The organism is Kitasatospora sp. NPDC004669 (assembly GCF_040609455.1).
GTDB lineage: Bacteria > Actinomycetota > Actinomycetes > Streptomycetales > Streptomycetaceae > Kitasatospora.
On sequence record NZ_JBEXKB010000015.1, the window covers coordinates 142,341 to 163,623 of the forward strand.

A 21,283-nucleotide genomic window follows, 5' to 3' on the forward strand; every position below is an offset into this window, starting at 1 on the left:
GCATTGCCACGGCTCTGCCCGCTGGGGTGCGGTGGCCGCGCGCTCCTACCCGATCAATGGTGGATCCTCGGCGGGCGATCGGCTCGCCGAAACGGGTCCGTCAGCGGCCGGCCGGGCCTGCGAGCCGTCCGTTGCCCGGGGCAGGAACTCCTCGGCGGTCGGGTGGAGCCGGACCGGGCATCCAGGTGATGCCGGTCAAGGGGCACCGAGAAGATCCTCCCAGTCCGCAGGAACCCGGTCGGCGGGACCGGGAACGGACTGGTCGACCGGATGACTCTGCGGTGGCGCCAGCTCCGGCCCGGTCTCGAAGTACTCGGATGTGTCGTAGTTCCAGAACCACGTCTCATCCGGTTCGAAGCTGCGGATGACCGGGTGGCCTGCCGCCTTGGCGTGGGCGGTGGCGTGCTTCGCGAGGGAGTCGTCGCAGCAACCGATGTGGCCGCACAGGGCGCACCGTCGTAGATGGACCCACCAGCCACCGGCTGCGTCGCACTCGACGCAGCCGGTGCCGCTGGGCGGTACGAGCAGGCTGAAGGCGCTCTCAGGGATCATGGGATTTCCTCTTGTGGTCGTGCCTTCACGGTAGCCACCATCTCCCCGGTTCGCGCGAACGGCAGCTCGCGGTCGGCGCGGGCGTTCTTGCGGAACATGGGGGTGTCCGGGACCTCCTCGATCTCCATCAGCGTGACGGGCAGGCTCTGGGCGACCTTCTTCGGGTCGCCGAAGGTCCCCGCCGCCGCGTAGACGTCGACCATGGGCATGATCGCAGCTCTGCGGTCGTTTCGAGTGAAGGCAGGGGCGGCCGTCGTCGCCGCCCACGGGAAGTCCGTCCCTGCCGGGCAGGGCTCGGCCCCTCGGTGAATCGGGTGGGGTCTGCGTGGGCGGGGTCTGCCGTCTTCCGTGCACCCCTTCGTTCTGTAGTGGGTCCGGTCAGAGCTGGGTGGCCATGAAGGTGTTGAGCTCGTTGACGAAGGCGTGCTCGCCCGGTCCGGCGTTGTCCCGGTGGATCCGGGCCTGCTCGACGACGATCTCCTCGCCGTCGCCGGCCAGGGCCTCGATGGTCTGGGCGATGAACTCGTCGAGGGGCATGGCCCGCGGGTCGTCGTCGGTGCCGACCAGGCCGGTGGCCACCCACGGCGGGGTGATCTCCTGGACCCGGACCGCGGTGTCGCGCAGCGCGAAGCGCTGGGACATGGCGTAGGAGTGCAGGGCCGCCTTGGTGGCGGAGTAGACGGCGAACGAGGCGAGCGGGGTGAAGGCCAGCGTGGAGCTGTTGTAGAGGATCGTGGCACTGGGCCGGGCCTTGAGGTGCTCGATGAAGGCCGAGGTGGTCCGCAGGGTGCCGAGCAGGTTGGTGGTGATCTCGGCGCCCATGACGTCCTCGTCCAGCGGGGTGGCCGGGTCGTCGGCGAGCATGATGCCGGCGTTGTTGACCAGGACGTTCAGGTCCGGGTGGTCGGCCAGCACCTGCTCCGCGGCCCGGGCGATGCTGTCGGGGTCGGCGATGTCGAGTTCGACGGTCGCCATGCCGGGGTTGGCGGCGGCGACCTCGTCGAGGAGGGCGCGGCGGCGCCCGGCGATGATGACGGTGTTGCCCAGGCGGTGCAGGGTCTCGGCCAGGCCGCGGCCGATGCCGCTGCCACCGCCGGTGACCAGGACGGTGTTTCCGGTCAGCTTCATGGGGTTGTCTCCTTCGAGGAGGGTCAGCTCTGGGCGGGGGCCAGGTCGCGGGTGGGAAGGGCGGGGTAGTCGACGTATCCGGCGGGGCCGGCCGCGTAGACGGTGGCCCAGTCGACGTCCGCGAGCGGGGCGCCGGTGGCCAGCCGGGCCGGCAGATCGGGGTTGGCGATGAACGGGCGACCGAACGCGATGACATCGGCCAGGCCGGTCTCGATCAGGCGGGCGCCGCGTTCACCGGTCATGTCGGTGTTGGCGATCAGCGTCCCGTCGAACAGCGGGCGGAAGTGGGCGAACATGCCGTCATCGGACAGCGCCTCCAACGGGGTGCCGGTGAAGTCGGTCTGGGCGCCCATCAGCAGCAGGTGCGACAGACCCGTCAGTCGGGAGATGACGTACTCGGCCGCGGGCAGGGTCTCGTCGTTGGCCTGGAACGGACCGGATTCGTGCATCGGGCTCAGCTTGATCCCGGTGCGCTGCGGGCCGACGGCGGAGGCGACCGTGTCCACGATCTCCAGGGTCAGACGGGCCCGGTTCTCGATCGACCCGCCGTAGGCGTCGGTACGCCGGTTGGTCGCCTTGTTGAGGAACTGCGCCGGCAGGTACAGGAAGTTCGCCAGGATCTGCACGCCGTCGAACCCCGCCGCGATCGCGTTGCGGGCGGCCGTCGCGTAGTCGGCCACGGTCCGGCGGATCTCGGCCACGGACATCGCCCTCGGGGTGACCGTCGGCACCCGACCGGCCGCGGTGACGCTGCGCTGCACGGGGTCGACGGCCGAGGCGGAGACCGGCAGCGCCCCGGCGCGCAGGTCCGGGTGCGAGATGGAGCCGGTGTGCCACAGCTGGGCGACCATCCGGCCACCCGCGCCGTGCACGGCCTCCGTCACCCGCCGCCAGCCGGCCACCTGCTCCCCGCTCCACAGCCCGGGCGTGTCGTGCCAGCCGAAGCCGTCCGGGCTGACCGCGGTGGCCTCTCCCACGATCACGCCCGCCGCGGCGCGCTGGGCGTAGTACGCCGCCAGCAGCTCGGTCGGCACGTGGCCGGGGTTGTCGGCGCGCATCCGGGTCAGCGGGGCCATCGCGATCCGGTTCGGCAGCTCCAGGTCGCCCATGCGGACCGGGGTGAACAACGGCGCGGGATTCATGGAGGTCTCCTTCCATCACCCATCACAATGTCGATTGACATCGTTCTACGCCCGCCGCCATCCTTTGTCAATGTCGATCGACATCGTCTAGGCTGGAGGCGCAGAAGGAGGTGCCCGCATGGGGGTGTCCAGGGAGAAGGCGGCACAGAACCGCAAGGCGATCGTCGAGGCTGCGGAGACGCTGTTCCGCGAGCGCGGCGTCGAGGCCGTCGGGCTGGTAGAGCTGATGGCGGCCGCCGGCATGACCCGCGGCGGCTTCTACAACCACTTCGCCTCCAAGGCGGCGCTGGTGGACGAGGTCGTCGCCAAATCCATGGCCAAGGGGGAGGAAAACCTCGCCGCCCTCCTGGAGCACTCCCGGCGGCAGGGCCACGACCTGCTGGACGGCCAGATCGACTGGTACCTGTCCCCCGAGCACCGCGCCGACGTCGACCGCGGTTGCCCCAACGCCGGATTCCTCGGCGACGCCCCGCGACTCCACGACGAAGCCCGCACCGACTACACCACCGGGCTGACCGCCAACATGCGGCTCTTCGCCCGAGCCGTCGAGGAAGCCACCGGCCTCAGCGAACAGGACGCCTGGCAGCGCGCGCTCGCCCTGTTCAGCCAGATGGCGGGCGCACTCCTGCTGGCCCGCGCGGTCGCCTCCACCGACCCGGACCTCTCCGACCAGATCCTCGCCGCCGCTCGCCAGGACCTCCACGCCCGCGCCCACCAGAGCTGACACCCGGCGTCACTCCGCCGTGTCCCCGCGCCGCCCGACCTGCGCAGACACGGACGGGCTCCGCTCACCGACCACGACGCGACGCGCCTCCGGCGTCCCGGCTCCAAGCGGCCCGACGTGGGTCGCGAGGAGTCGGGCGCAGGCTCGAGTGATCCCGCGTCGCGGCGACGGCGTAGCCGCGACCGGCCGGTGCGAACCCCCCCACGTCGCACCGGCCGGTCGAGCGGCGAAGGTCGATGCCCTCGTTTCGGGCCGGACGTCCGATCCCGTGGGGTTGATCGATCCGCACCGCGAACGGGGCCTCGGTCAGGCGTTCCTGCCGCGTGCGGCCACCCGCCAGCGGTCCACGAGCTTGCCGCCGCTGACCACGGCGACGTCGTCGACGAGGTTCACCGCCACACAGACGTGGTTGGGAATGACGCGCAGCCGCGCGCCGAGCGCGGGAAGGTCGCCGTCTGCGGGCCAGACCACGGTGGCGTGGTGCTCGGACAGCGCCGTGATGCGGGCTTCGGGGTGGTCCATGAGCCGGCCGAAGCCCGTCGTCCATGCGGGTCGGTCGCCGCCGAGGACCTTGCTGCCCGCGTCCAGGATCACCCGTCGGGCTGTGGCACCGTCCCCTTCGTGCCGGCTGACGACGGTCGCCGCGACCGTCAGCGCGATGTCCTCGATGGAGCACCGGCCGAGTTCGAACTGCTGGGCGTCGCCGAACACGTAGACGCCCGGCCGCGCCTCGGTGATCGCCGAGGTTCCGGTCAGCTCCGCGGTGGGCGTGGAGCCGCCGCTCACCCGCGTGACCTCGAAGCCCGCGGCGGTCAGTACGTCGACGGCCTCTCCGAGCGCCTGCTCCTCCTCCGCGGCCGCCTTCGCGGGCATCTGCGGCGCGTAGCCGTGGCCCGGGAAAGTGAACACTCCCCCGACGCGGAACCCGGCGCGGGCCGCCGCCCGAGCCACCTCCACGGCCTGCGCCGGGCTGACACCGCTGCGGTGGTGGCCACTGTCGATCTCCACCAGGACCTCGATCGCGCCGGCCGCGTCCCCGAGGTGGCGGCCCGCCGCCTCGGCCGCTTCGACGGAGTCCGTCCCGATCGCGATCCTCGCCCTGGTGACGATTCGGCGCAGCCGTTCCGCCTGCCGGGGCCCGATCCAGAGCGGATAGGCGATGAAGAGGTCGGTGGCGCCGTGCTCGGCGAAGACCTCGGCTTCCCCGATGGTCGCCACCGTCAGCCCGGCCGCCCCGGCCGCAAGCTGCCGCGCGGCGATCTCCGGCATCTTGTGGGTCTTCACGTGCGGGCGCAGCCCCAGGCCCTTGGCCCGTAGCGCGGCCGCCATGCGCTCGATGTTCCGCTCCAGCACGTCCAGATCGACCATGATGTCCGGGGTGTCGACCTCCACCGGGATTCTGGGCATCTGCTTCCTTTCGACTCGAATCGCGCCCCCATTCTCGCCCCACCAAGATCGGTTCGAGAAACCCGCACGGGGCTGCCGCGAGGTCGGCGGGCGCGTGCAGCCGGGGCCGTACGTCGGCATGGGTCCGATCCCGCAGCCGGCGCCGAGCCGCCGTCCCGGAGCAGCCCCCGGCCTCCGCAGGAACGTCACGCCGGGCGACGGCGGGTCCGGAGCACGTACGCCGCAGGCGCTACGCCGACGACGAACCCCGCCCCGTGCACGGGCTGCGGGCGCCCGGTGATGATCTCGGCTGAGGAAAGGGGCCGGCGTGCCGGACGGACCCGTCAGCCCCGCCGGTCCAGCCTCAGCGCCAGAGCGGGGCACTGGCTCACCGCCTGGCGCGCGGCGTGCCGCTGCCACGGCGCGACGGGCACCGAGGTCGACGCGGGGTAGCCGTGCGGGCCGAGTCGGACCAGCCCGGGCGCCACGACGGCACACAGGCCGCGCCCTGTGCACCGGGACCGGTCCACCTCCAGTCGCGGCCCGCTCTCTCCGGGGAGCGGCAGCACCCCGAGCGTCGGCCGCCGGCACCCGGGCCCGGAGACGTGGGCGGCCACATCCTCCGCGAAGACGTCGAGCGCGGTCGGGACGAAGCGAGCCGTGCCGTCCGGGTGCGAGCAGGCGCCGCCGCCCTGCGCCGCCGCGAGGGCGCTGCGGACCTGCGCCAGGACGGCGGGCCCGGCGGCGCCGGCGGCCGGGGCCGCCAGTGCGTCGGCGGCGTCGGGCAGTCCCCACTGGCAGGGTCCGCACTGTCCGGCGGGGTCGTAGGGCAGGGTGGGGTCGCAGCGGACGCCGTAGTGGTTCTGGACGCGGCGCTCGGTGTGCGCACCCGCCATCCCTACTGTCCTGATCTTTTGACGGTGCGTCCGTCATCTCGGCGGCGTCGACGCCCCCTGCACCACGCGGTAGTCACAGCCTTGAGGGACGCCCTTTGGGGGATCCGCCCGGGGGAGCCGAGGCGGCCGCCGGGGGACAGGGGGGGTTCCCTAGTCGAGCGTCCGCCGGTCGTATTCCCTCTGGTGCGCTCGGATCTCGTCCGTGTTGTCGACGGCCCAGGTGTGCAGCCGGCTGAACGGCTCCCGCAGGGATTCGCCGAGCCGGGTCAGCGAGTACTCGACCCCGACCGGCGAGGTCGGCAGCACCCGACGCCTGATCATCCCGTTGCGCTCCAAGCGGCGCAGAGTCTGGGTCAGCACCCGCTGGGTCACCCCCTCCAGCTGACGCTTGATTTCGTTGAACCGCTTGGGCTCGCTGAGGACCGTCAGTATCGTCATCGACCACTTGTCGGCGATCTGCTCGAGGATCGGGCGGCTCGGGTCGTCATTGGGTCGACGGGCGCCGTTGACGGCGGCGCCGGCCTCGGAAGTGGGCATGATGCTCCCCCTCACATGCGCGGCGCACAGCAGGAAGTGCGCCGGAAGCATGAGCATGCCACATCAAGATGGTATTCAGTTGTATATGGTCGCATTTAATGGCATTGCTGGGCTCTGAGGACCCTCAGCCGATCGCGCGGGACATGAACCCCCTGATGCCGATCGCCGCGGCGACCAGCAGCGCGAGGGTTCATCTCGTGTTCCCCTCTCCTGCGGTCCGGCTACAGACGACCGCCGCTGTCGACGAAGCCGATCAGGTCCTGGATCCTGTCCATCGCGGTCACCCCGTTCACGTCCTCGACGGCCCGGGAGACCACGTGGCAGACCAGATTGCGCTCCAGCTCGCCGATACCGATCCGATACATGTCCAGATACAGCCAGTTGAGGACGACCCGGTACTGCTGGAAGGCGTTCCAGCCGCCGAGTCGGTCGGCCGCCCCCCGGTGGCCGCCGAGCGTCCGGTGGAACGGGCTGCGCTCGGACCAGGCGCTCCAGCTCGAACCCCACTCCTCCGGTTGGCCGTTCGCGTCGGTGTCGAGCGCCAGCTCCCCGGCCCGGATCAGCTCGTCGGCCTGGTTGCGGTAGCGCAGCAGGGCGTCAAGCAGCGGCGCCCGCACCGAGCGCACCGCCCTGGAACTGGTCCGCCGCAGGCCGCTGCCCTTCCCACCCGAGCCCTCCCGCACGCCGAACTCGGCGCGGCGGAAGCGCAGCGGCAGGCCGACACCGACGCGATCCGCGCGGCCCACCGGGAAGGTCTGGAGACCTACCGGATCGACCTCCGGTGGACCGCGGAGTCCGAGGACGACGCGGACGACGAATAAGCACTGCCATGTGTGGTACCGCCCGGCGGCGGCACCACGGGTCAGGTAGGCCAGCCGGCCAGCGCGGCGACGACGCCGAGGGCTCCCGCGCCGAGCAGAGCGCTGACGACGCCCTTTCGGGCGGCCAGCAGCCAGGCGGCGGCGAGCGCCAGGACGGCGTACTGCCAGGCGTGCTGGAGGGCGAGGGCCAGCGGGAGAGCGGAGCCGGCGATGGCGCCGATGACCGCGGGGCCGGCTCCGGTGAAGAAACCCTGCACGCGCGGATCGGCGCGGATCGCGTCGAAGCGGGGCCCGCCGAGGATGACGAACAGGAACGAGGGAGCGAAGGCGACCGCCGCGGCCAGCAGCCCGCCGGGGATGCCGGCCGCGGCATAGCCGACGACGGCGACGGTCTGGACGACGGGGCCCGGGGTGATCTGGCCGAGGGCGACGGCGTTGAGGAACTGTCCGTCCGTCATCCAGTGGTAGTGGTCTACGGCGTCGGCCTGCATGAGCGGGATGATGACGAACCCACCGCCGTAGGACAGGGCGCCGACCTTGAGCGCCACCCACGCCACTGCCGGCAGCCCGCCTGCCGCGGCCGGTACGGCGAGGGCGAGCGACAGCGGCCGGCTCCGCGCCGGGGCCCCTCCCGCCTCGGCCGTGGGACGGGCGCGGATCGCGGTCTCGACGAGGCCCGCGGCGATGAGCACCAGGACCAGCCACGGCCCGGTCAGCGCGGCCGCCAGGGCACCGACGGCGGTGTACGCGAGCCAGCGGACCCGCGCGGGCCGGGCCGTACCGGCCCGCTGCCGGCTCGCGGGGACCAGCGCGAAAGCAGCCTGCAGGGCGACCGCGGCAACCGCGGCCCCTGCACCGGCCGCAGCCCCGCGCACCCACAGCGGCGGACTACCCGCGAGGAACAGCGCCGCCAAGGCGAGGATCAGCACCAGTCCGGGGGCGATGAAGCAGAGCCCGCCGACCAGCGCGCCCAAGGTTCCGCGCAACCGCCAGGCGGTGAAGATCGCCAGCTGGGTGGAGGCCGGGCCGGGCAACAGATTGGTCGCCGCGATGCCGTCCTCGAACTCGCGGGCCGCGATCCAGCCGCGCTCCTCCACGCACAGACGGCGCAGCAGCGCGATGTGGCTGGGCGGACCGCCGAATCCGATACAGCCGATGCGCCCCCACTCACGGGCGACCGTGACCAACCCCACCCGCGGCGCGTCGGGCCACTGGTTCTTCCCGCCGTCCACCCGGTGAGTCCTTTCTCGATACGGCCACGGCCCCCGGTTGGGGCCGGGGTGAGCGTACCGGGCACCGGTGAACGCCGGATCGCCAGGACGGACGGCACCTGCGCGCCAGCCCGGGAGGCGGTCGGCGTCCGTCGGCGAGTCGACGGGCGACGAGCGTCGACGGCACCGAGGCAGCAAGGATCGACGGTATCTGGTCCGATCGAACGTTCAGGCCGGTCCGAAGCACAGTCCCGTCCCGTGGTGGTGGCCCGGTCAGCCGGTGCGGCGGCTCCGGGCCAGGGGCAGACCGCTGAGGATCGTGCCGGTCAGCCCCACGGTCAGGGCGACGCCCCGGGGGCCACGACGGCGGCGCTTCCTCCCTGTGGGTCTGCCCGCCCGCTCCCGCGGGCTTCGGCGAACCGTTCAGGACGCGGACGGGCCTCCTGTCCGGACCGCCGGGGCTGCTCCGGTCAGGACGGTGTCGACGGCACGCGTCACGAAGTGCTCGTCGAGTGGGAGTTGACGGAAGACGATCCGGAGCCAGGCGGCTCCGGCCAGCAGGTCCACCAGGAGCATCGGGTCCGTGTCCGGCGGGAGTTCGCCGCGGGTGACGGCACGCTCGAAGATCGGCTGCTCGCGGGCGAGCCGCTCAGCGAAGAAGCCGCGGACGTGACCCGCCAGTTCGCTGCTGTGGGTGACCGCCCCCAGCGTGGCGATCGCGACTTCGGCAGCCGGTGACGTGGTGAGCAGTGCCGTCACCGATCGCAGCAGGGCCTCCAGGTCACCCCGGAGGCTACCGGTGTCGGGCAGGGCGAGGTCGAGTTGGCGACCACCGATGAGCGCGGAGCCCAGAAGAGCTCCCTTGGACGGCCACCAGCGGTAGATCGTGGTCTTGTTGACCCCGGAACGTTCGGCAACCCCCTCGATGGTCAGCCCTTCGTATCCCCGCTCCGCGAGCAGATCCAGCGTGGCGTCGAAGATCTCCTGCGATCTGCGCGGGCCGCTGCTCCGCCGGCCCTCCCGCTGCTCGTTGGTCATGAGAGCAGGCTAGCATCACCACAACGCAACGGTGCGTTGCATTTTCGTGTTAGCGTGACACGCATGAAGTCCGAAGAACCCGTACCGCGCGTCGTTCTCGTACACGGCACCAGTGCCGGCGGCACGATGCGGCATCCCGCGATGGAAGTCGCCGCTGCCCGGCACCCTGTGCCGACACCGGATCCACCCGGGCACGGCTCCCTGCGCGGCGGACCTTTCTCCACCCCCTCCGCCGCGGAGGCGGCTACCGAGAGTGTCGCCGGGTTCGAGCACCCGGGGCCGACATGGCTGGTCAGCGGCGAGCGTGATCACCTCCGGCGCACCGAACGCGCGTTCCCGCCCGCTTGCCGCAACAGCCGCCTCTCCGTACAGCCCGGATGCGGCCGCATCACCGGCCTGGCCGGCACCGGCGCCCTCGCCCGCACGGTTCTCGATGCTGCCGCCGCCACGGCCGAAACGGACGCGTTCTCGGCATCGGGGGTTCGATGACCGCCCGGGCCTGGAGTCTGGAGGAGTCCCTGGAGATGCCCGTTCCGCCGGACGCCGTCTACGCGGCCGTCGCGGACGTCCGGCAGATGAGGGACTGGAGCCCGGAGGTGATCTGGACGTGGCGCCGTGGGCGCCGTTTCACGGGCTTCAACCGGCGAGCCTTCTGGGTCTGGTTCACCACCTGTCGGATCGTCATCGCCGACCCGGGCCGGGAGTTCGCCTTCGACGTCACCATCTTCGGCCTGCCGGTGGCGCGTTGGGGCTACCGGATGACGCCGACGGCGGCAGGGACGCTGGTCACCGAGTACTGGAACGACCACCGTCGCCACGGATGGCGCCGCCGGATCACCGACATGCTCGGACTGGTCTTCACCGGGACTCCGGCCGCTCGGCGCGCCGCGCGCAACCGCGAGGGCATGCGCATCACACTCAGCCGGCTCCGCACCTCCGTCGGGGGGGACGCCGTTGTGACCCCTGGGCGCTGACGCCCGGTCAGCCGGCGCGGGTGCCGGGCCAGCCGTTGCCGAGCAGGTCGAAGACCCGGTCGAGGGCGGTGTCGGGGTCGCGGGACCCGCGGACGAGAACAGGCGCCTCCAGGGCGAAGTGGGCGAGCGCCCGGCAGCCCGGGTCGTCGGCGGGCAGTCCGGCGTCGTCGGCGATCGCCGCGGCCAGGGCGTGCTCGTGCCGCAGCCACATCCGGCGGGCGTACTCGCGCAGCGCCGGGGTGGTGTCGATCAGGCGCAGGAAGTCGTCGAACCGGGGGTCGGTGTGGACCCGCCGGGAGTGTTCGCCCAGCAGCATCCGGTGCAGGGCCTGCGGGACGGACTGGCCGGCGGGGCGCTCGCGGACCGCTGCGACCAGGGCCGCCTCGCGGTCCGCGTCCTGACTGCTCGACACCTTCATGGCGCAGGCCCGGCCGGAAGGGCAGGCCAAGACCCGCCGCGACCACCACGGCACGGTCCTGGCGGAGTTCACCCCGGGCCCCGGCGACGAGGCCGCGCCGGAGATCGACCGCGGCCGGCTGCGCCGCCTGCTCGTCGACCACCTGCGGCCCGGCACCGTCCGCTGGGGCCACCGGCTCGTCCGCGCGACCCCGCTCGGCCACGGCGGGCACCGCCTGGAGTTCGCCGGGGGCACCACCGTGGAGGCCGACCTCGTGATCGGCGCCGACGGGGCGTGGTCGAAGGTCCGCCCCCTGGTCAGCGACGCCGCCCCACAGCACCTGGGGGTCTGCTTCCTGGACGCCCGGTTCGACGAGGTCGACTCCCGCCACCCCGAGGTCGCCGGGATCGTCGGCGCCGGCCACATGTTCTCCAACGACAACGACGGCCGCGCGGTGATCCTGCAGCGCAACGGCGACGGCGTGGTCCGCGGCTACATCGCGTTCCGCGCCGCACCGGACTGGCACGTCGGGGCCGGCGTGGACCTCACCGACCGGGAGAGCATCCGCTCCCACCTGACGCAGGAGTTCGGCCACTGGTCAGCGGCCATGCGCGCGTTGATCGTCCGCAACGACGGCGACTACGTGCCGCGGTCGTTCTGGGCGCTGCCCGCCCCGCTCACCTGGGAACACGTCCCCGGGGTCACGCTGATCGGCGACGCGGCCCACCTGATGGCGCCCTTCGGCGGTCACGGCGCCAACCTCGCGATGCTGGACGGCGCGGAACTCGCGCACGCCGTCAGCCGGGTGGCCGGCCCCGACCCGGCGGCCGGCCTCGACGAAGCGGTCGCCCGCTACGAGTCGGGCATGTTCGCCCGGTCCGGAGAGCTGGCCGTGAGCTCGAACGAGGCCCTGGTGCAGTTCTTCGCCACCACCGACGCGCCGGACCTGCCGCCGGACCCCGAGCAGGAGCACCGGGACTACCTCGCCAGGGCGGAGGCCTACCGACAGGAGCGGGCCCGGCAGGCGGGTGAGCGCACCGAGGCCTGAGGAAGTGCCGATCACCGTCTCCTTCATCGATCAGGCTGGTGTCCGCTGGACACATCACCGGGATGGGCGTCCGCAGGAGTCTCCGGACCCGTGAGAGTCCGCCATCTGGAATCACATCGCCGAGCGCATCGGCCTGCCCATCGCGGCCCGACCCAGGCACCCCACACCGCACCCGGCACACCCTCAGCCGGACACGCGCACATCGACGTGACAGCGCCCCAAGGGGAGTGCGTTCCAGCTTCACAGACCCTGACCGCCCGTGTCGCCGTACAGTTTGACCATCACTCGCGCGGCTGGCCGCGTCCGGACCATCATGAGGATCACCCTTGGCACACAACGCAGACACCCATCTCAGCATGACGTCCACCATCGCCGCCCTGCGCGCCGAGCTTCCCGAACTCGAGCGGCACCAGCAGAGGTTGGAGGTGGAACTGGCCGCCGTCACCGGTCGGCTGGAGGCAGCACGGGACGCCCTGCGCGCCCTGCAGTCGCTCTCCGCTGCCCCGCTGCCCGAGGAGACGGCCGGCCAGGCCCCGCCATCGGCGGCACCGGCGGCGGAGCCGGACAGCGAGCAGGCCACCGCGGGCGCAACGGCAGCGTCCGGGCGCAGGTCGGCCGCCGCCCGCAGAAAGGCCGCTTCCCCGGCCGAGCCGCGGACTACGGCACGCCGCAAGGCCTCAGGGAGGACGGCCCCGACGAAGGCGCGCAGGAGCGCCGCCACCACGAAGACCACGACCGCCGCATCCGAGCCGGCCCCGGCGCGCAAGCGCACCCCCGGGCTGACCGCCGGTGTCCTGGCGTACCTGGCCGAGGCGAAGGAACCGGTCCGGGCCGCACAGGTCACCCAGGCCCTGGGCCGCGAGACCACCCCCGCCAACGTCAACGCCGTACGCACCAGCCTCGAACGGGCCGTCAAAGCATCGCAGGCACAGCGCACCGGCCGCGGCCTCTACCAGGCACTCCCCCACTGACGCCCAGCCGCACAGGGCGCCGATCCGGCTCGGGCGCCACCACCCACGACCGTTTCAGCCCTGCTCATCGAGGGCTTCGTACGCTGCTGGGGGTTCGGCGAGCTCAGGATGACTCAGCATGTACCGATCGCCCTTGAGCGCAAGCATCGCCCAATGCCATGCCTCGTCATGGAAGACCAGGCCACGAAACGGCGTGCCGGGCGGCTCGTAGGGATAGTGGTGTGTCGCTGCTTCGTCGGCCTGCGTCGACGTCATCGCACCGTAGGTGCACATGACCCAGGCATACCTGGTTCGTTCACCCTGCAAGTACTGCGCGTACTCGTCCTCGGGCCACCCCGGCCACTCCCGCTCGTCATCCACGGGGCGATGCTAACCTCACGCCCGCCCCTGCCCTGAGCGCAAGAGTCCGGTCGGTCAGAAGGGCGGGCAGGGGTACTCAGCGGAGGTTCCGGGGCCGTTGCCAGACGATGGGCAGCCGTGACGCGGCCGGGCGGGGACCGCGACACGGCACTGGTGAGCCGGGGAGTCCGGGTGCGGCCGCATCAGCAGCAGGTCCTCACCCCAGGCGTCCAGCACCGCCGCGTGGCCGGCGGCCCGGGCAGCCGCCTCGACCCGGGCGAAGAGCCGCTGCTGCGGCGCCACTTCGCCGGTCGCGGTGATCCGGGCGACGGTGTCCAGCAGCGCGGCACTCTCCCAGCCGGGCAGCGGGAACCGGTCCAGCTCCCAGGCCAGGTACTTGTTGTAGGGGCGCGGCCGGCGGTCCAGGGCGAAGAGCAGGTCGAGCAGGAATCCGACACTGGCGGCCGCGTCGAGGTGGCCGGCGAGCGGGTTTCCATCACGGTGGTTCTTGACCGAGCGGTAGAGCGAGTTGGCGTAGGCGTCCAGCAGGGCGGCGCCGGACCGGAAGGCCTCCTCGGCGCCGAGCCGTCCCATCGCGGCGACGATCCGGGTGACCTCCCCATTGCTGCGGTCGACCAGCACCCGGGAGCGGGCGATGGCGTACCGCTCCCAGTCGGCGGGTCGGCGGAACCGTTCGAGGGTGGTGACGACCACATCGAGCCGCGCGGATCGGTAGCCGTCGAGCGCAGCCAGCTCGCTCGCCGCGTCGTCGGCGAGGATGACGTAGAGGTCGTGGTCGGAGTGACGGGTGGTCATGCCGTCGTGGGCCCGGGAGCCCTTGAGGACGAGTCCGACGACTGCCGGGTCGGCCGTCGCATCGGCGACGAACGCCGCGAAATCCAGCGTCACGCCAGGTCCTTGCGCATCAGCGTGCACATCGTCTCGTACTGCTGGAGCGAGCCGTCCTCGGCCTCCACGTCCCAGGAGTCGAGCTCGCGGCCGAAGGCCCGGTAGCCCAGGCGTTCGTACAGGGCGCGGGCGCGCGGGTTGCTCTCCTCGACGCCGAGTTCGGCGCGGGTCAGGCCCCGGGCGCCGATCCGCTGCTCGGCGGAGCGGATCAGCAGCGTGCCGATCCCGCAGGACTGCAGGGCCGGGTGGACGCCGAGTTGCCAGAGCGTGCCGGCACCGGGCGTGACCGTGTAGTCGATGCCGCCGACCGCCACCGGAAGCCCGACCGGCGTGCAGACCGCCAGGTAGTCGATCTCGCCCGCCTCGGCGCGGCGGATCTGGTGGACGAGCTCGCGCACGTGCTTGGGCGAGCCGGCCCAGCTGCAGGACGGCAGGTCCGCGTCCGTGAGGCCGCGCACCGACAGGTGCAGCCTGATCTCGGTCATCGCCGCATCCCTTCGACTCCGACAGGCCGTCTCCCATTTCAGCAGGCCTGTCCCCGTGCCGTCCAAGGGGTTTCGGACCGGTGCGGGCAACGATGTGGTCGAGGCCGTGCGGCAGGTGGGCGGGCCGCGGCGATCCCGCGTGGGCGCGTGTGCGGCGTGTCCGGCGGGAGTTGGGCGCCGGGTGGGGTTGAACTTGATCGAATGCACCTCGCAGCCGCAACGACAATATGCGCATCAGTCATGAACAAAGGGGCAGATGATGTTACGTAGGACCACAGCCCTCAGGAATGTCGCAGCGGCCACAGCCGCGCTGCTGCTGGGCGCCGGGCTTGCCCCCGTCGCCTCCGCCGCAACGCCGGACGCGGGCAATCCGACCGCAGAGCAGCTCAGCGCGTACTGGACCGCGGCCCGCATGGCGGCCGCGCTGCCCGGCGACACCGAACCCGCCGCACCGGCCTCGACGGACGGGCCCCGGCCCGGCGAGCTCATCCCTCCGAGCAGGAGCTTCGACGGCATCCCGCAGGCGGGCGCGTTCTTCTGGACCGATGCCGACGGCACGGGCCGCACCTGCAGCGCCTCCGTAGTGCACAGTCCCGACCACAACCTGGTGCTGAGCGCGGGGCACTGCCTCAAGGGGTACTCCGGCACCTCCCCCAAGCGGCACCTGGGGTTCGTTCCGCAGTACCACGACGGACTCAAGCCGTTCGGCATCTTCCCGGTCAAGGCCAACGGCGTCTACGTCGCGCAGGAGTACTACGACCTGGGCGAGCACGCCGGCGCCGCGTACGACTTCGGGTTCGCCGTGACCGAGCCCAATCAGGACGGCCTGCAGCTGGAGGACGCGGCGGGCGCGGTCCAGCTGCTCACCGGCACCGGGTACGCCCACGCTCCGGTACGGATGATCGGATACCCGGGCAGCGCGCAGAAGCCGCTGGAGTGCTTGAGCTGGACCACCACGTGGGTCAGCGACGATCCCGCGGATCCGGGCACCTTCGAACGCATCGCGTGCGACGGCTTCGTGGGCGGGACTTCGGGCGGGCCCATGCTGGTGCCGTGGCCGGGCGGCTGGGCGGTGATCGGGCTCATCGGCGGCTACCACACCGGCGGCAACACCCCCCAGATCTCCTACAGCGCCTACTTCGGCTCCGCCACCCAGGCCCTGTACGACGCCGCAACCACCGGCGCACCGCCGGCGGGCCCGGCTTCCTGAGCCCGAACCCGGCATCCCTTGGCGGCCGGCCGCCTGAATCGACGAGCAAGGTGGAGGGCGATCGGGTGCGGACCGCCCTCCACCGCGTCGCATTGAATCGATCGGCCCAGGCCGTGGGCCGCGTACTGCAGGATGCCGTTCTCCACCTGCTGGTGTGTCTTCACCTTGCCGGCGGAGATCGCGCAGAAGGCCGAGGAGGCCTTCCGGGCGGAAGTCGTCTCGGCGTACCCGTCGCTGGCCGACGATTCGGTGTGGCAGGCCGGGATGCGACGAGCCGTCGTGGTCTGGACGGTGAACGCGACCGTGCGTTCGCTGCCGCGCACGGTGGAGGACGGACCGATGCACAGGACACGTCGACCCGTGGCGACCAGACGCCAGGTCCTCAGGCACCGTTGGCAGGTGGCGAGCACGGTCGAGGGGTTCCCGGCATTCGCGCAGACGGTGCAGCGACTCCTGCGCGAGGTCGCCCGGGAGTGGGATGTGGCTCCGCTGCCGCGCTATCCCGCCTTCTCCCCTGTGAGAGCGGACCAGGAGCCTGCGTAGAGTGGCGAGGGTCATGGGCGGCGCCGGGGCCGGGTGTCCCAGCGATGGGTGGTCCAGGCACGTCGGATGAGACTGCGGGCGGTGATGACCGTGTCGGCGAGGTCGATCCGAGGGAGGCGGCTTCCCACCTCTCCGGCTCGGTCGGCACTGCCGCTCCTGCGACGGTCAGGACGCGCAGTCACGGCAGATGGGCTGACCGTCCTTGTCCTCACCGGCGAGTTGGGCGCGGTGGTGGACCAGGAAGCAGGTCATGCACATGAACTCGTCCTCCTGGAGGGGCACGACCCGGACGGTGAGCTCCTCACCGGACAGGTCGGCGCCCGGAAGCTCGAGCCCTTCGGTGGCCTCGGGCTCCACGTCGACGGTGGAGCTCTGCTTGTCGTCGCGCCGGCTCTTCAGCGCCTCGATGCTGTCGTCGCTGCTCTCGTCGCCGGTGTCGCGCGGGGCGTCGTAGTCGGTTGCCAAGGCGGTGTCTTCTCCTCAAGGGTCGTTTCCGGCGGGCGGGTCGTGCTGTCCGCCGGCCGGCGGGGAGTGTGTTCGTGGCCGATCACGCCCGTGGCGGGAGATCGATACCGCACGGGATGACCGGGTGGTGATCATTGCTAGTCTCGGACACCTGTTCGCAACTACCGCACGAGGCCCCCGGGGAGTATCGATGAGCGCCGTGGAGAAGCCGTTCCTGATGCTCGTCGAGGATGTATTCCACCTCAGCCGGGGCGGGATCGTCATGGCGACAGGCCGCATCGAGCGCGGGCGGGTTCGCACGGGTGACGGGGTGGAGCTCATCGGCTTCGGCAGCGATGCGCTCGCTCACGTCACGGACATCGACGTGGGCGGGCTGCGAGTCGACGAGGCGGGATCGGGCATGAACATCGGGCTGCTGCTGCCCGGTGCGGTGGCGGGAGCGGCGGAGCGGGGGCAGGTCCTCGCGGCACCCGGCTCGATCGGCGCACACACCGCGTTCACGGCGGACATCACGATGCTGCCGAAGGAACACGGCGGAGGGGACGTGCTCACCGGTGAGGGTCTCCACGTCCACGTCCTCGCTGCCGCAGTGAGGGGCGTGGTGACACTGCCTCGCGAGACGGACGCGCTACGACCGCTCCACGTCGGTGCGGTGACCATCACGCTCGAACGGCCCGTCGCTCTCGAGGAAGGCCAGTCGTTCGCCGTCCGTCGCCACGGTCGCGCCGCCGGCTCGGGAACCGTGACCCGGCTCCTGCCCTGAGTCCCCGTGAGCGGCTTCACCATGGACGGGGCCGCACCCCGGCCGATCGCCACGCTCTTCAACCGCGTCCCGAAGTACGTGGCCTCCCGCGGCAGGCCCGACCTCTCCTGGGCCGGATCCACACAGCCCGGCCCGGACCTGGCCGCCGCGGTGCGCGGGATCCGTGACCGGCACGAGCACGTGAAGGTCGTCGGAAGCCTGAACCTCGTGCAGACCCTCCTGCGCGAGAAGCTCTTCGACACGGGATGCCGGGCGGACGAGGCGTATGGGCCTCGGTGCGAGCGGGCGGCAGCACGGCGCCGGTCAGGAAAAGGGGGCGGAGGGCGAGTGGGCGGGGATCGGGGCGGGAGCCGACCGGGGATCGGGCCGGAGTCGAGAAATATTTCCGACGGCGTTGAACCGTTTCCGCCCCGGATCCGTGTGGAGGATGCACGGGCCAGCGCCGCCCGAATCGTCAACCGCAAGTCCCACAAGGGGAGTTCGCCATGCCTGCCTTCACCGCTGCCACCTTCGCCGCGCGCCGCCTGCTCGCCGTCTCCGGCGTCGCCGTGCTCGCGCTCGCCGCCACCGCCTGCGGGCCCGACTCGGGCGACGGCTACGGCGGGAAGGCCTCGTCGACCGCCGCCGCCCCGGCCGCCACGACATCCGCCCCGGCCGCCGGCGACTCCTCCGGGGTCCGGATCGTCGCCGTGAAGTCGGCCACGCTCGGACCGATCGTCACCGACTCCGCCGGCCGGACCCTGTACCGCTTCGACAAGGACACCGCCAAGCCGTCCGCGAGCACCTGCACCGACGCCTGCGCCGCGAAGTGGCCGCCGGTCACCGCCCAGGACGCGGTGCAGGTCACCGGGGTCGAATCCACCCTGGTCGGCACCGTGACCAGGCCGGACGGCACGAAGCAGGTCACCCTCAACGGCTGGCCGCTCTACCGCTTCGCCGGGGACACCGCGGCGGGGCAGACCAACGGGCAGGGAGTCGGCGGCACCTGGTTCGCGAGCACGCCCGAGGGGAAGAAGGCTCCGGGCGCGACCGGCCAGGCGCCCGCCCAGACGCCCTCTCAGACCCCGTCGTCGGCCCCTTCGCAGGGCAGCGGCTACTCCGGGGGCTACTGACACCCTGCTCAGCGCGGCGGCGGGGCGGCCCGGGCCGCCTTGCCCGCGCGGCGGCCCGTCACCCAGACTGTCGCGGTGCACCAGGACCGCGATCACCATCGGTTGGGGGGCGCCGCACTACCGGTCGGCGTCCTGCTCTGTCTCGCCCTGGGGCTGTCGCTGCTGGTGCTCCGGTTCCAGCCGTCCGGGCCTGAACCGGCGGCCGGATTCGTCGACATCACCGCGGTGGCCTCCGCCGCACCCGCCCCGCAGGCCACCGGCCCGGACGCCTCCACCGGCTCGTACGCGCAGGACTGCGGGCGCAACCAGGAGGGGCACCGCAACGCGGACAATGTGGTGGTCTCGCCCGGGACGGCGGGCGGCGCCCACCACGTGCACGACTACGTCGGCAACCTCTCCACGGACGCGGACTCCACCGACGACAGCCTCGCCGCCGCCGGGACCACCTGCACCGACGGCGACCGCTCGACGTACTACTGGCCGGTGCTTCGCCGCACCGACCACGACGGCACGGCACAGCACACCGCCGCCGGTGCGTCCGACGACCCGCACGGCGACACCGGCGAGATCCTCGTCCCCGAGACGGTGACCGTCGAGTACCTCGGCAACCCGTGGAGCAAGGTCGTGCCGATGCCGCGCTTCCTCCGGCTCCTGGAGGGCGACCCGACCGCCGCCACCGACGGCGGCGCGGAGGCCGGCGCCCACTGGGGCTGCACGGGCTTCGCCGACCGCACGACCACCGACCGCTACCCGCTCTGCCCCGCCGGGAGCCTCCTCACCCGCACCCTGGACTTCCCCAGTTGCTGGGACGGACGCGGCACGGACAGTCCCGGCCACCGCTCCCACGTACGGTTCCCGTCCGCCGCCGGCGTCTGCCCGCACGGCACCTTCCCGATCCCGCACCTGCGGGTGACCGTCGGCTACCGCCCGCCGCCGCCCCGGGCCTTCGCCCTGGACGCCTTCCCCGAGCAACACCACAGCCCGCTCACCGACCACGCGGTGTTCATCGGCCTGATGACCGACCGGCAGATGGCCGACGTGGTGGCCTGTCTGAACGAGGACCGCAGCTGCCGGGAATCCGGTTGAACCGAACGGCCCCCGCGTACGTGCTGGACGTGGCACCCGACGACGGAGGAATGGCGGATGGCGAGGACACGACCAGGCGCGCGGCAGGACGCCGCCGACGAGGCACTGATCCGGACGCTCTACGAGCAACACGGCGGCGCGCTGCTCGCCTACGCCATCCGGCTCACCGGCGACCGCGCGGCGGCCGAGGACGCCGTACAGGAGACCCTGATCCGGGCCTGGCGCAACCCGGAGGCGCTGACCGAGGCCCGCGGGTCGGTGCGCGGCTGGTTGCTGACCGTGGAGCGCAACCTGATCACCGACCGGTTCCGGGCCCGGGCCGCCCGCCCGGCCGAGGTGGCGGAGGTCTCCGAGGAGACGGCCACCGTGCCGGTCGAACACGACCACGCCGAGGGCGTGGTGGAGACGCTGGTGATGTCGCAGGCGCTGGAGCGGCTCTCGCCCGAGCACCGCGAGGTGCTGCACTCGATCTACTTCCAGCGGCTTTCGGTCACCGAGGCCGCGGAGCAGCTGGGGGTGCCGGCCGGAACGGTCAAGTCCCGCGCGCACTACGCGCTCCGGGCACTCAAACGCTCGTACACCGGCAGGACGGGGACGTGGCAGGAGGTGTCGGTGTGACGACGGACGACGCGAACACAGACGACGCGAACACGAACGGCATGGACACGAACGGCACGAGCACGAACGGCACGTACCCGGGGCGCGCCACCAGGGAGACCACGGACGACGGGAACACGACGCCGCACGACCGGAGCGCGGAGCTCGTCGGCGCCTACGTGCTGGGCGCGCTCGATCCGGCCGAGGCGGCCTCGGTCGAACGGCACCTGGCCCACTGCCCGACCTGCCGTCAGGAGGTGACCGAGTTGAGGGAGCTGGAGACCGCCCTGGGTGAGGTGCCGCCCGAGCTGCTCGTCGACGGTCCGCCCGAGGGCGGCGACCTGCTGCTGCAGCGCACCCTGCGGCAGGCCCGGACGGAGCGCGGCTCGGCGCTGCGCCGGCGCCGGGCCCGGATCGGCGCGGGAGCGGCCGCCGCGGCGGTCGCGGCGCTGGTCCTCGGGATCGCGCTGGGCCGCAGCACCGACTCCGCACCGCCGGTGGCCGTCGGCCCGGCCCCGAGCACCGCCGCCGCCACCCCGCCCCCCGCCGGGACCAGGACCGGCTCCGTGACGGATCCGGCCACCGGTACCCGGATGACGCTGACGGTGACCCCGGCGATGGGCTGGGTGCGGGTGAACGCGGCGGTCACCGGCATCCCGGCCGGCCAGCGCTGCCATCTGGTGGTCAACGGCAGGAGTGGGACCACGGTGGACGCGGGCAGCTGGCTGGTCTCCGCCGTCGGAGCCAAGTCCGGTACCACGTTGGATGGTTCGGCCATCGTTGCGCCGGAGGACGTGGCCTCGGTGTCGGTCGTGAACGAGTCCGGGCAGACCTTCGTGACGGTCCCGGTGTAGGGCGCCGCCGGGCCCCGGGTCGTCCCGGTGCGTCCGCCGCCCCCGAGGGTCGGCTGCACGGCAACAACAAGTCGGTGGACGAGCTCGAGCACGCG

The 21,283-nt window shown here is 72.4% G+C and carries 27 protein-coding genes and 2 pseudogenes; 13 read left to right on the forward strand and 16 right to left on the reverse strand.

Annotation, left to right across the window (positions count from 1 at the left end):
- Nucleotides 1-195: 195 nt before the first annotated feature.
- The 4 genes from ABZW30_RS15760 to ABZW30_RS15775 all read right to left on the reverse strand — a co-directional run bounded on the left by ABZW30_RS15760 (nt 196) and on the right by ABZW30_RS15775 (nt 2,822).
- Entirely contained in the window at nt 196-552 is a 357-nt protein-coding gene (locus ABZW30_RS15760; protein ID WP_355671647.1) for a UBP-type zinc finger domain-containing protein, read from the reverse strand.
- Entirely contained in the window at nt 549-755 is a 207-nt protein-coding gene (locus ABZW30_RS15765) for a hypothetical protein (protein ID WP_355671648.1), read from the reverse strand. The genes ABZW30_RS15760 and ABZW30_RS15765 overlap by 4 nt, the downstream gene beginning before the upstream one ends.
- 175 nt (nt 756-930) lie before the next feature.
- Nucleotides 931-1,680: an SDR family NAD(P)-dependent oxidoreductase gene (locus ABZW30_RS15770; protein ID WP_355671649.1), complete on the reverse strand. Its 750-nt coding sequence runs from the start codon at nt 1,678-1,680 to the stop codon at nt 931-933.
- Nucleotides 1,681-1,703: 23 nt separating this feature from the next.
- The gene (locus tag ABZW30_RS15775; protein WP_355671650.1) at nt 1,704-2,822 is read right to left on the reverse strand and encodes an alkene reductase; all 1,119 of its coding nucleotides are present in this window, start codon (nt 2,820-2,822) and stop codon (nt 1,704-1,706) included.
- A 118-nt stretch (nt 2,823-2,940) separates the two neighbouring features.
- On the opposite strand from ABZW30_RS15775, the gene ABZW30_RS15780 reads away from it, so the two are divergent.
- Complete coding sequence (locus ABZW30_RS15780) at nt 2,941-3,546, forward strand: TetR/AcrR family transcriptional regulator (RefSeq protein WP_355671651.1); 606 nt, start codon at nt 2,941-2,943, stop codon at nt 3,544-3,546.
- A 306-nt stretch (nt 3,547-3,852) separates the two neighbouring features.
- On the opposite strand, the gene ABZW30_RS15785 is transcribed toward ABZW30_RS15780, so the two are convergent.
- The 6 genes from ABZW30_RS15785 to ABZW30_RS15810 all read right to left on the reverse strand — a co-directional run bounded on the left by ABZW30_RS15785 (nt 3,853) and on the right by ABZW30_RS15810 (nt 9,435).
- Complete coding sequence (locus tag ABZW30_RS15785) at nt 3,853-4,953, reverse strand: alanine racemase (protein WP_355671652.1); 1,101 nt, start codon at nt 4,951-4,953, stop codon at nt 3,853-3,855.
- 323 nt (nt 4,954-5,276) lie between these two features.
- Nucleotides 5,277-5,828, reverse strand: coding sequence for a ferredoxin (locus ABZW30_RS15790; RefSeq protein WP_355671653.1), 552 nt, complete (start codon nt 5,826-5,828; stop codon nt 5,277-5,279).
- Between the two features lie 150 nt (nt 5,829-5,978).
- Complete coding sequence (locus ABZW30_RS15795) at nt 5,979-6,365, reverse strand: helix-turn-helix domain-containing protein (RefSeq protein WP_355671654.1); 387 nt, start codon at nt 6,363-6,365, stop codon at nt 5,979-5,981.
- Nucleotides 6,366-6,586: 221 nt separating this feature from the next.
- Entirely contained in the window at nt 6,587-7,111 is a 525-nt protein-coding gene (locus ABZW30_RS15800; RefSeq protein WP_355671655.1) for a hypothetical protein, read from the reverse strand.
- 116 nt (nt 7,112-7,227) lie between these two features.
- Nucleotides 7,228-8,418 (reverse strand): chromate efflux transporter, encoded by a 1,191-nt coding sequence (chrA, locus tag ABZW30_RS15805; RefSeq protein ID WP_355671656.1) that lies wholly within the window; start codon nt 8,416-8,418, stop codon nt 7,228-7,230.
- A gap of 402 nt (nt 8,419-8,820) precedes the next feature.
- Nucleotides 8,821-9,435 (reverse strand): TetR/AcrR family transcriptional regulator, encoded by a 615-nt coding sequence (locus ABZW30_RS15810; RefSeq protein ID WP_355671657.1) that lies wholly within the window; start codon nt 9,433-9,435, stop codon nt 8,821-8,823.
- 63 nt (nt 9,436-9,498) lie between these two features.
- Between ABZW30_RS15810 and ABZW30_RS15815 the strand changes: the two genes are divergently transcribed.
- Nucleotides 9,499-9,924 carry a hypothetical protein gene (locus tag ABZW30_RS15815; RefSeq protein WP_355671680.1) on the forward strand — a complete coding sequence of 142 codons (426 nt, stop codon included), beginning with the start codon at nt 9,499-9,501 and terminating at the stop codon, nt 9,922-9,924.
- Nucleotides 9,921-10,409 (forward strand): SRPBCC family protein, encoded by a 489-nt coding sequence (locus ABZW30_RS15820; protein ID WP_355671658.1) that lies wholly within the window; start codon nt 9,921-9,923, stop codon nt 10,407-10,409. Before ABZW30_RS15815 ends, ABZW30_RS15820 begins: the two co-directional genes overlap by 4 nt.
- A gap of 7 nt (nt 10,410-10,416) precedes the next feature.
- On the opposite strand, the gene ABZW30_RS15825 is transcribed toward ABZW30_RS15820, so the two are convergent.
- Nucleotides 10,417-10,821 carry a hypothetical protein gene (locus ABZW30_RS15825; RefSeq protein ID WP_355671659.1) on the reverse strand — a complete coding sequence of 135 codons (405 nt, stop codon included), beginning with the start codon at nt 10,819-10,821 and terminating at the stop codon, nt 10,417-10,419.
- Nucleotides 10,822-10,825: 4 nt separating this feature from the next.
- On the opposite strand from ABZW30_RS15825, the gene ABZW30_RS15830 reads away from it, so the two are divergent.
- Complete coding sequence (locus ABZW30_RS15830; RefSeq protein WP_355671660.1) at nt 10,826-11,854, forward strand: FAD-dependent monooxygenase; 1,029 nt, start codon at nt 10,826-10,828, stop codon at nt 11,852-11,854.
- Between the two features lie 326 nt (nt 11,855-12,180).
- Nucleotides 12,181-12,825 (forward strand): hypothetical protein, encoded by a 645-nt coding sequence (locus ABZW30_RS15835; protein WP_355671661.1) that lies wholly within the window; start codon nt 12,181-12,183, stop codon nt 12,823-12,825.
- Between the two features lie 54 nt (nt 12,826-12,879).
- Here ABZW30_RS15835 and ABZW30_RS15840 read toward each other — a convergent pair whose 3' ends face one another.
- The 3 genes from ABZW30_RS15840 to ABZW30_RS15850 are packed head-to-tail and all read right to left on the reverse strand — an operon-like array spanning nt 12,880 to nt 14,558.
- A complete protein-coding gene (locus ABZW30_RS15840) occupies nt 12,880-13,185 on the reverse strand; it encodes a hypothetical protein (protein WP_355671662.1) in 306 nt (101 codons plus the stop codon).
- Between the two features lie 54 nt (nt 13,186-13,239).
- Nucleotides 13,240-14,073 (reverse strand): hypothetical protein, encoded by an 834-nt coding sequence (locus ABZW30_RS15845; RefSeq protein WP_355671663.1) that lies wholly within the window; start codon nt 14,071-14,073, stop codon nt 13,240-13,242.
- Nucleotides 14,070-14,558, reverse strand: a complete 489-nt coding sequence (locus ABZW30_RS15850; protein ID WP_355671664.1) for a GNAT family N-acetyltransferase — start codon at nt 14,556-14,558, stop codon at nt 14,070-14,072. The genes ABZW30_RS15845 and ABZW30_RS15850 overlap by 4 nt, the downstream gene beginning before the upstream one ends.
- A 256-nt stretch (nt 14,559-14,814) precedes the next feature.
- Here ABZW30_RS15850 and ABZW30_RS15855 point away from each other — a divergent pair, with 256 nt between their 5' ends.
- Together ABZW30_RS15855 and ABZW30_RS15860 are read left to right on the forward strand one after the other, a co-directional pair.
- A complete protein-coding gene (locus ABZW30_RS15855; protein ID WP_355671665.1) occupies nt 14,815-15,768 on the forward strand; it encodes a hypothetical protein in 954 nt (317 codons plus the stop codon).
- A gap of 132 nt (nt 15,769-15,900) precedes the next feature.
- Nucleotides 15,901-16,311, forward strand: a complete 411-nt coding sequence (locus ABZW30_RS15860) for a hypothetical protein (RefSeq protein ID WP_355671666.1) — start codon at nt 15,901-15,903, stop codon at nt 16,309-16,311.
- Nucleotides 16,312-16,322: 11 nt separating this feature from the next.
- On the opposite strand, the pseudogene ABZW30_RS15865 reads toward ABZW30_RS15860, so the two are convergent.
- Both ABZW30_RS15865 and ABZW30_RS15870 read right to left on the reverse strand, forming a co-directional pair.
- Nucleotides 16,323-16,415: pseudogene (locus ABZW30_RS15865) on the reverse strand (IS5/IS1182 family transposase); the annotation flags it as partial.
- A 61-nt stretch (nt 16,416-16,476) separates the two neighbouring features.
- Nucleotides 16,477-16,776, reverse strand: coding sequence for a DUF4193 domain-containing protein (locus ABZW30_RS15870; RefSeq protein WP_355671667.1), 300 nt, complete (start codon nt 16,774-16,776; stop codon nt 16,477-16,479).
- Between the two features lie 190 nt (nt 16,777-16,966).
- Here ABZW30_RS15870 and ABZW30_RS15875 point away from each other — a divergent pair, with 190 nt between their 5' ends.
- The 6 genes and pseudogenes from ABZW30_RS15875 to ABZW30_RS15900 all read left to right on the forward strand — a co-directional run bounded on the left by ABZW30_RS15875 (nt 16,967) and on the right by ABZW30_RS15900 (nt 21,188).
- Nucleotides 16,967-17,539, forward strand: a complete 573-nt coding sequence (locus ABZW30_RS15875; protein ID WP_355671668.1) for an EF-Tu/IF-2/RF-3 family GTPase — start codon at nt 16,967-16,969, stop codon at nt 17,537-17,539.
- Nucleotides 17,540-17,584: 45 nt separating this feature from the next.
- Nucleotides 17,585-17,779, forward strand: a pseudogene (locus ABZW30_RS15880) (deaminase); the annotation flags it as partial.
- Between the two features lie 245 nt (nt 17,780-18,024).
- Entirely contained in the window at nt 18,025-18,651 is a 627-nt protein-coding gene (locus ABZW30_RS15885) for a hypothetical protein (RefSeq protein ID WP_355671669.1), read from the forward strand.
- A gap of 75 nt (nt 18,652-18,726) precedes the next feature.
- Entirely contained in the window at nt 18,727-19,737 is a 1,011-nt protein-coding gene (locus ABZW30_RS15890) for a DUF1996 domain-containing protein (protein WP_355671670.1), read from the forward strand.
- A 57-nt stretch (nt 19,738-19,794) separates the two neighbouring features.
- Nucleotides 19,795-20,355 carry a sigma-70 family RNA polymerase sigma factor gene (locus tag ABZW30_RS15895; protein WP_355671671.1) on the forward strand — a complete coding sequence of 187 codons (561 nt, stop codon included), beginning with the start codon at nt 19,795-19,797 and terminating at the stop codon, nt 20,353-20,355.
- A complete protein-coding gene (locus tag ABZW30_RS15900; RefSeq protein ID WP_355671672.1) occupies nt 20,352-21,188 on the forward strand; it encodes a zf-HC2 domain-containing protein in 837 nt (278 codons plus the stop codon). The genes ABZW30_RS15895 and ABZW30_RS15900 overlap by 4 nt, the downstream gene beginning before the upstream one ends.
- Nucleotides 21,189-21,283: the final 95 nt, after the last annotated feature.

What these genes read in the sequence shown, in the direction of transcription:
- ABZW30_RS15760 (WP_355671647.1), bottom strand. Translation starts at nt 552, where the DNA reads ATGATCCCTGAGAGCGCCTTCAGCCTGCTCGTACCGCCCAGCGGCACC.
- ABZW30_RS15765 (WP_355671648.1), bottom strand. Translation starts at nt 755, where the DNA reads ATGGTCGACGTCTACGCGGCGGCGGGGACCTTCGGCGACCCGAAGAAG.
- ABZW30_RS15770 (WP_355671649.1), bottom strand. Translation starts at nt 1,680, where the DNA reads ATGAAGCTGACCGGAAACACCGTCCTGGTCACCGGCGGTGGCAGCGGC.
- ABZW30_RS15775 (WP_355671650.1), bottom strand. Translation starts at nt 2,822, where the DNA reads ATGAATCCCGCGCCGTTGTTCACCCCGGTCCGCATGGGCGACCTGGAG.
- ABZW30_RS15780 (WP_355671651.1), top strand. Translation starts at nt 2,941, where the DNA reads ATGGGGGTGTCCAGGGAGAAGGCGGCACAGAACCGCAAGGCGATCGTC.
- ABZW30_RS15785 (WP_355671652.1), bottom strand. Translation starts at nt 4,953, where the DNA reads ATGCCCAGAATCCCGGTGGAGGTCGACACCCCGGACATCATGGTCGAT.
- ABZW30_RS15790 (WP_355671653.1), bottom strand. Translation starts at nt 5,828, where the DNA reads ATGGCGGGTGCGCACACCGAGCGCCGCGTCCAGAACCACTACGGCGTC.
- ABZW30_RS15795 (WP_355671654.1), bottom strand. Translation starts at nt 6,365, where the DNA reads ATGCCCACTTCCGAGGCCGGCGCCGCCGTCAACGGCGCCCGTCGACCC.
- ABZW30_RS15810 (WP_355671657.1), bottom strand. Translation starts at nt 9,435, where the DNA reads ATGACCAACGAGCAGCGGGAGGGCCGGCGGAGCAGCGGCCCGCGCAGA.
- ABZW30_RS15815 (WP_355671680.1), top strand. Translation starts at nt 9,499, where the DNA reads ATGAAGTCCGAAGAACCCGTACCGCGCGTCGTTCTCGTACACGGCACC.
- ABZW30_RS15820 (WP_355671658.1), top strand. Translation starts at nt 9,921, where the DNA reads ATGACCGCCCGGGCCTGGAGTCTGGAGGAGTCCCTGGAGATGCCCGTT.
- ABZW30_RS15830 (WP_355671660.1), top strand. Translation starts at nt 10,826, where the DNA reads ATGGCGCAGGCCCGGCCGGAAGGGCAGGCCAAGACCCGCCGCGACCAC.
- ABZW30_RS15850 (WP_355671664.1), bottom strand. Translation starts at nt 14,558, where the DNA reads ATGACCGAGATCAGGCTGCACCTGTCGGTGCGCGGCCTCACGGACGCG.
- ABZW30_RS15855 (WP_355671665.1), top strand. Translation starts at nt 14,815, where the DNA reads ATGATGTTACGTAGGACCACAGCCCTCAGGAATGTCGCAGCGGCCACA.
- ABZW30_RS15860 (WP_355671666.1), top strand. Translation starts at nt 15,901, where the DNA reads ATGCCGTTCTCCACCTGCTGGTGTGTCTTCACCTTGCCGGCGGAGATC.
- ABZW30_RS15875 (WP_355671668.1), top strand. Translation starts at nt 16,967, where the DNA reads ATGAGCGCCGTGGAGAAGCCGTTCCTGATGCTCGTCGAGGATGTATTC.
- ABZW30_RS15885 (WP_355671669.1), top strand. Translation starts at nt 18,025, where the DNA reads ATGCCTGCCTTCACCGCTGCCACCTTCGCCGCGCGCCGCCTGCTCGCC.
- ABZW30_RS15895 (WP_355671671.1), top strand. Translation starts at nt 19,795, where the DNA reads ATGGCGAGGACACGACCAGGCGCGCGGCAGGACGCCGCCGACGAGGCA.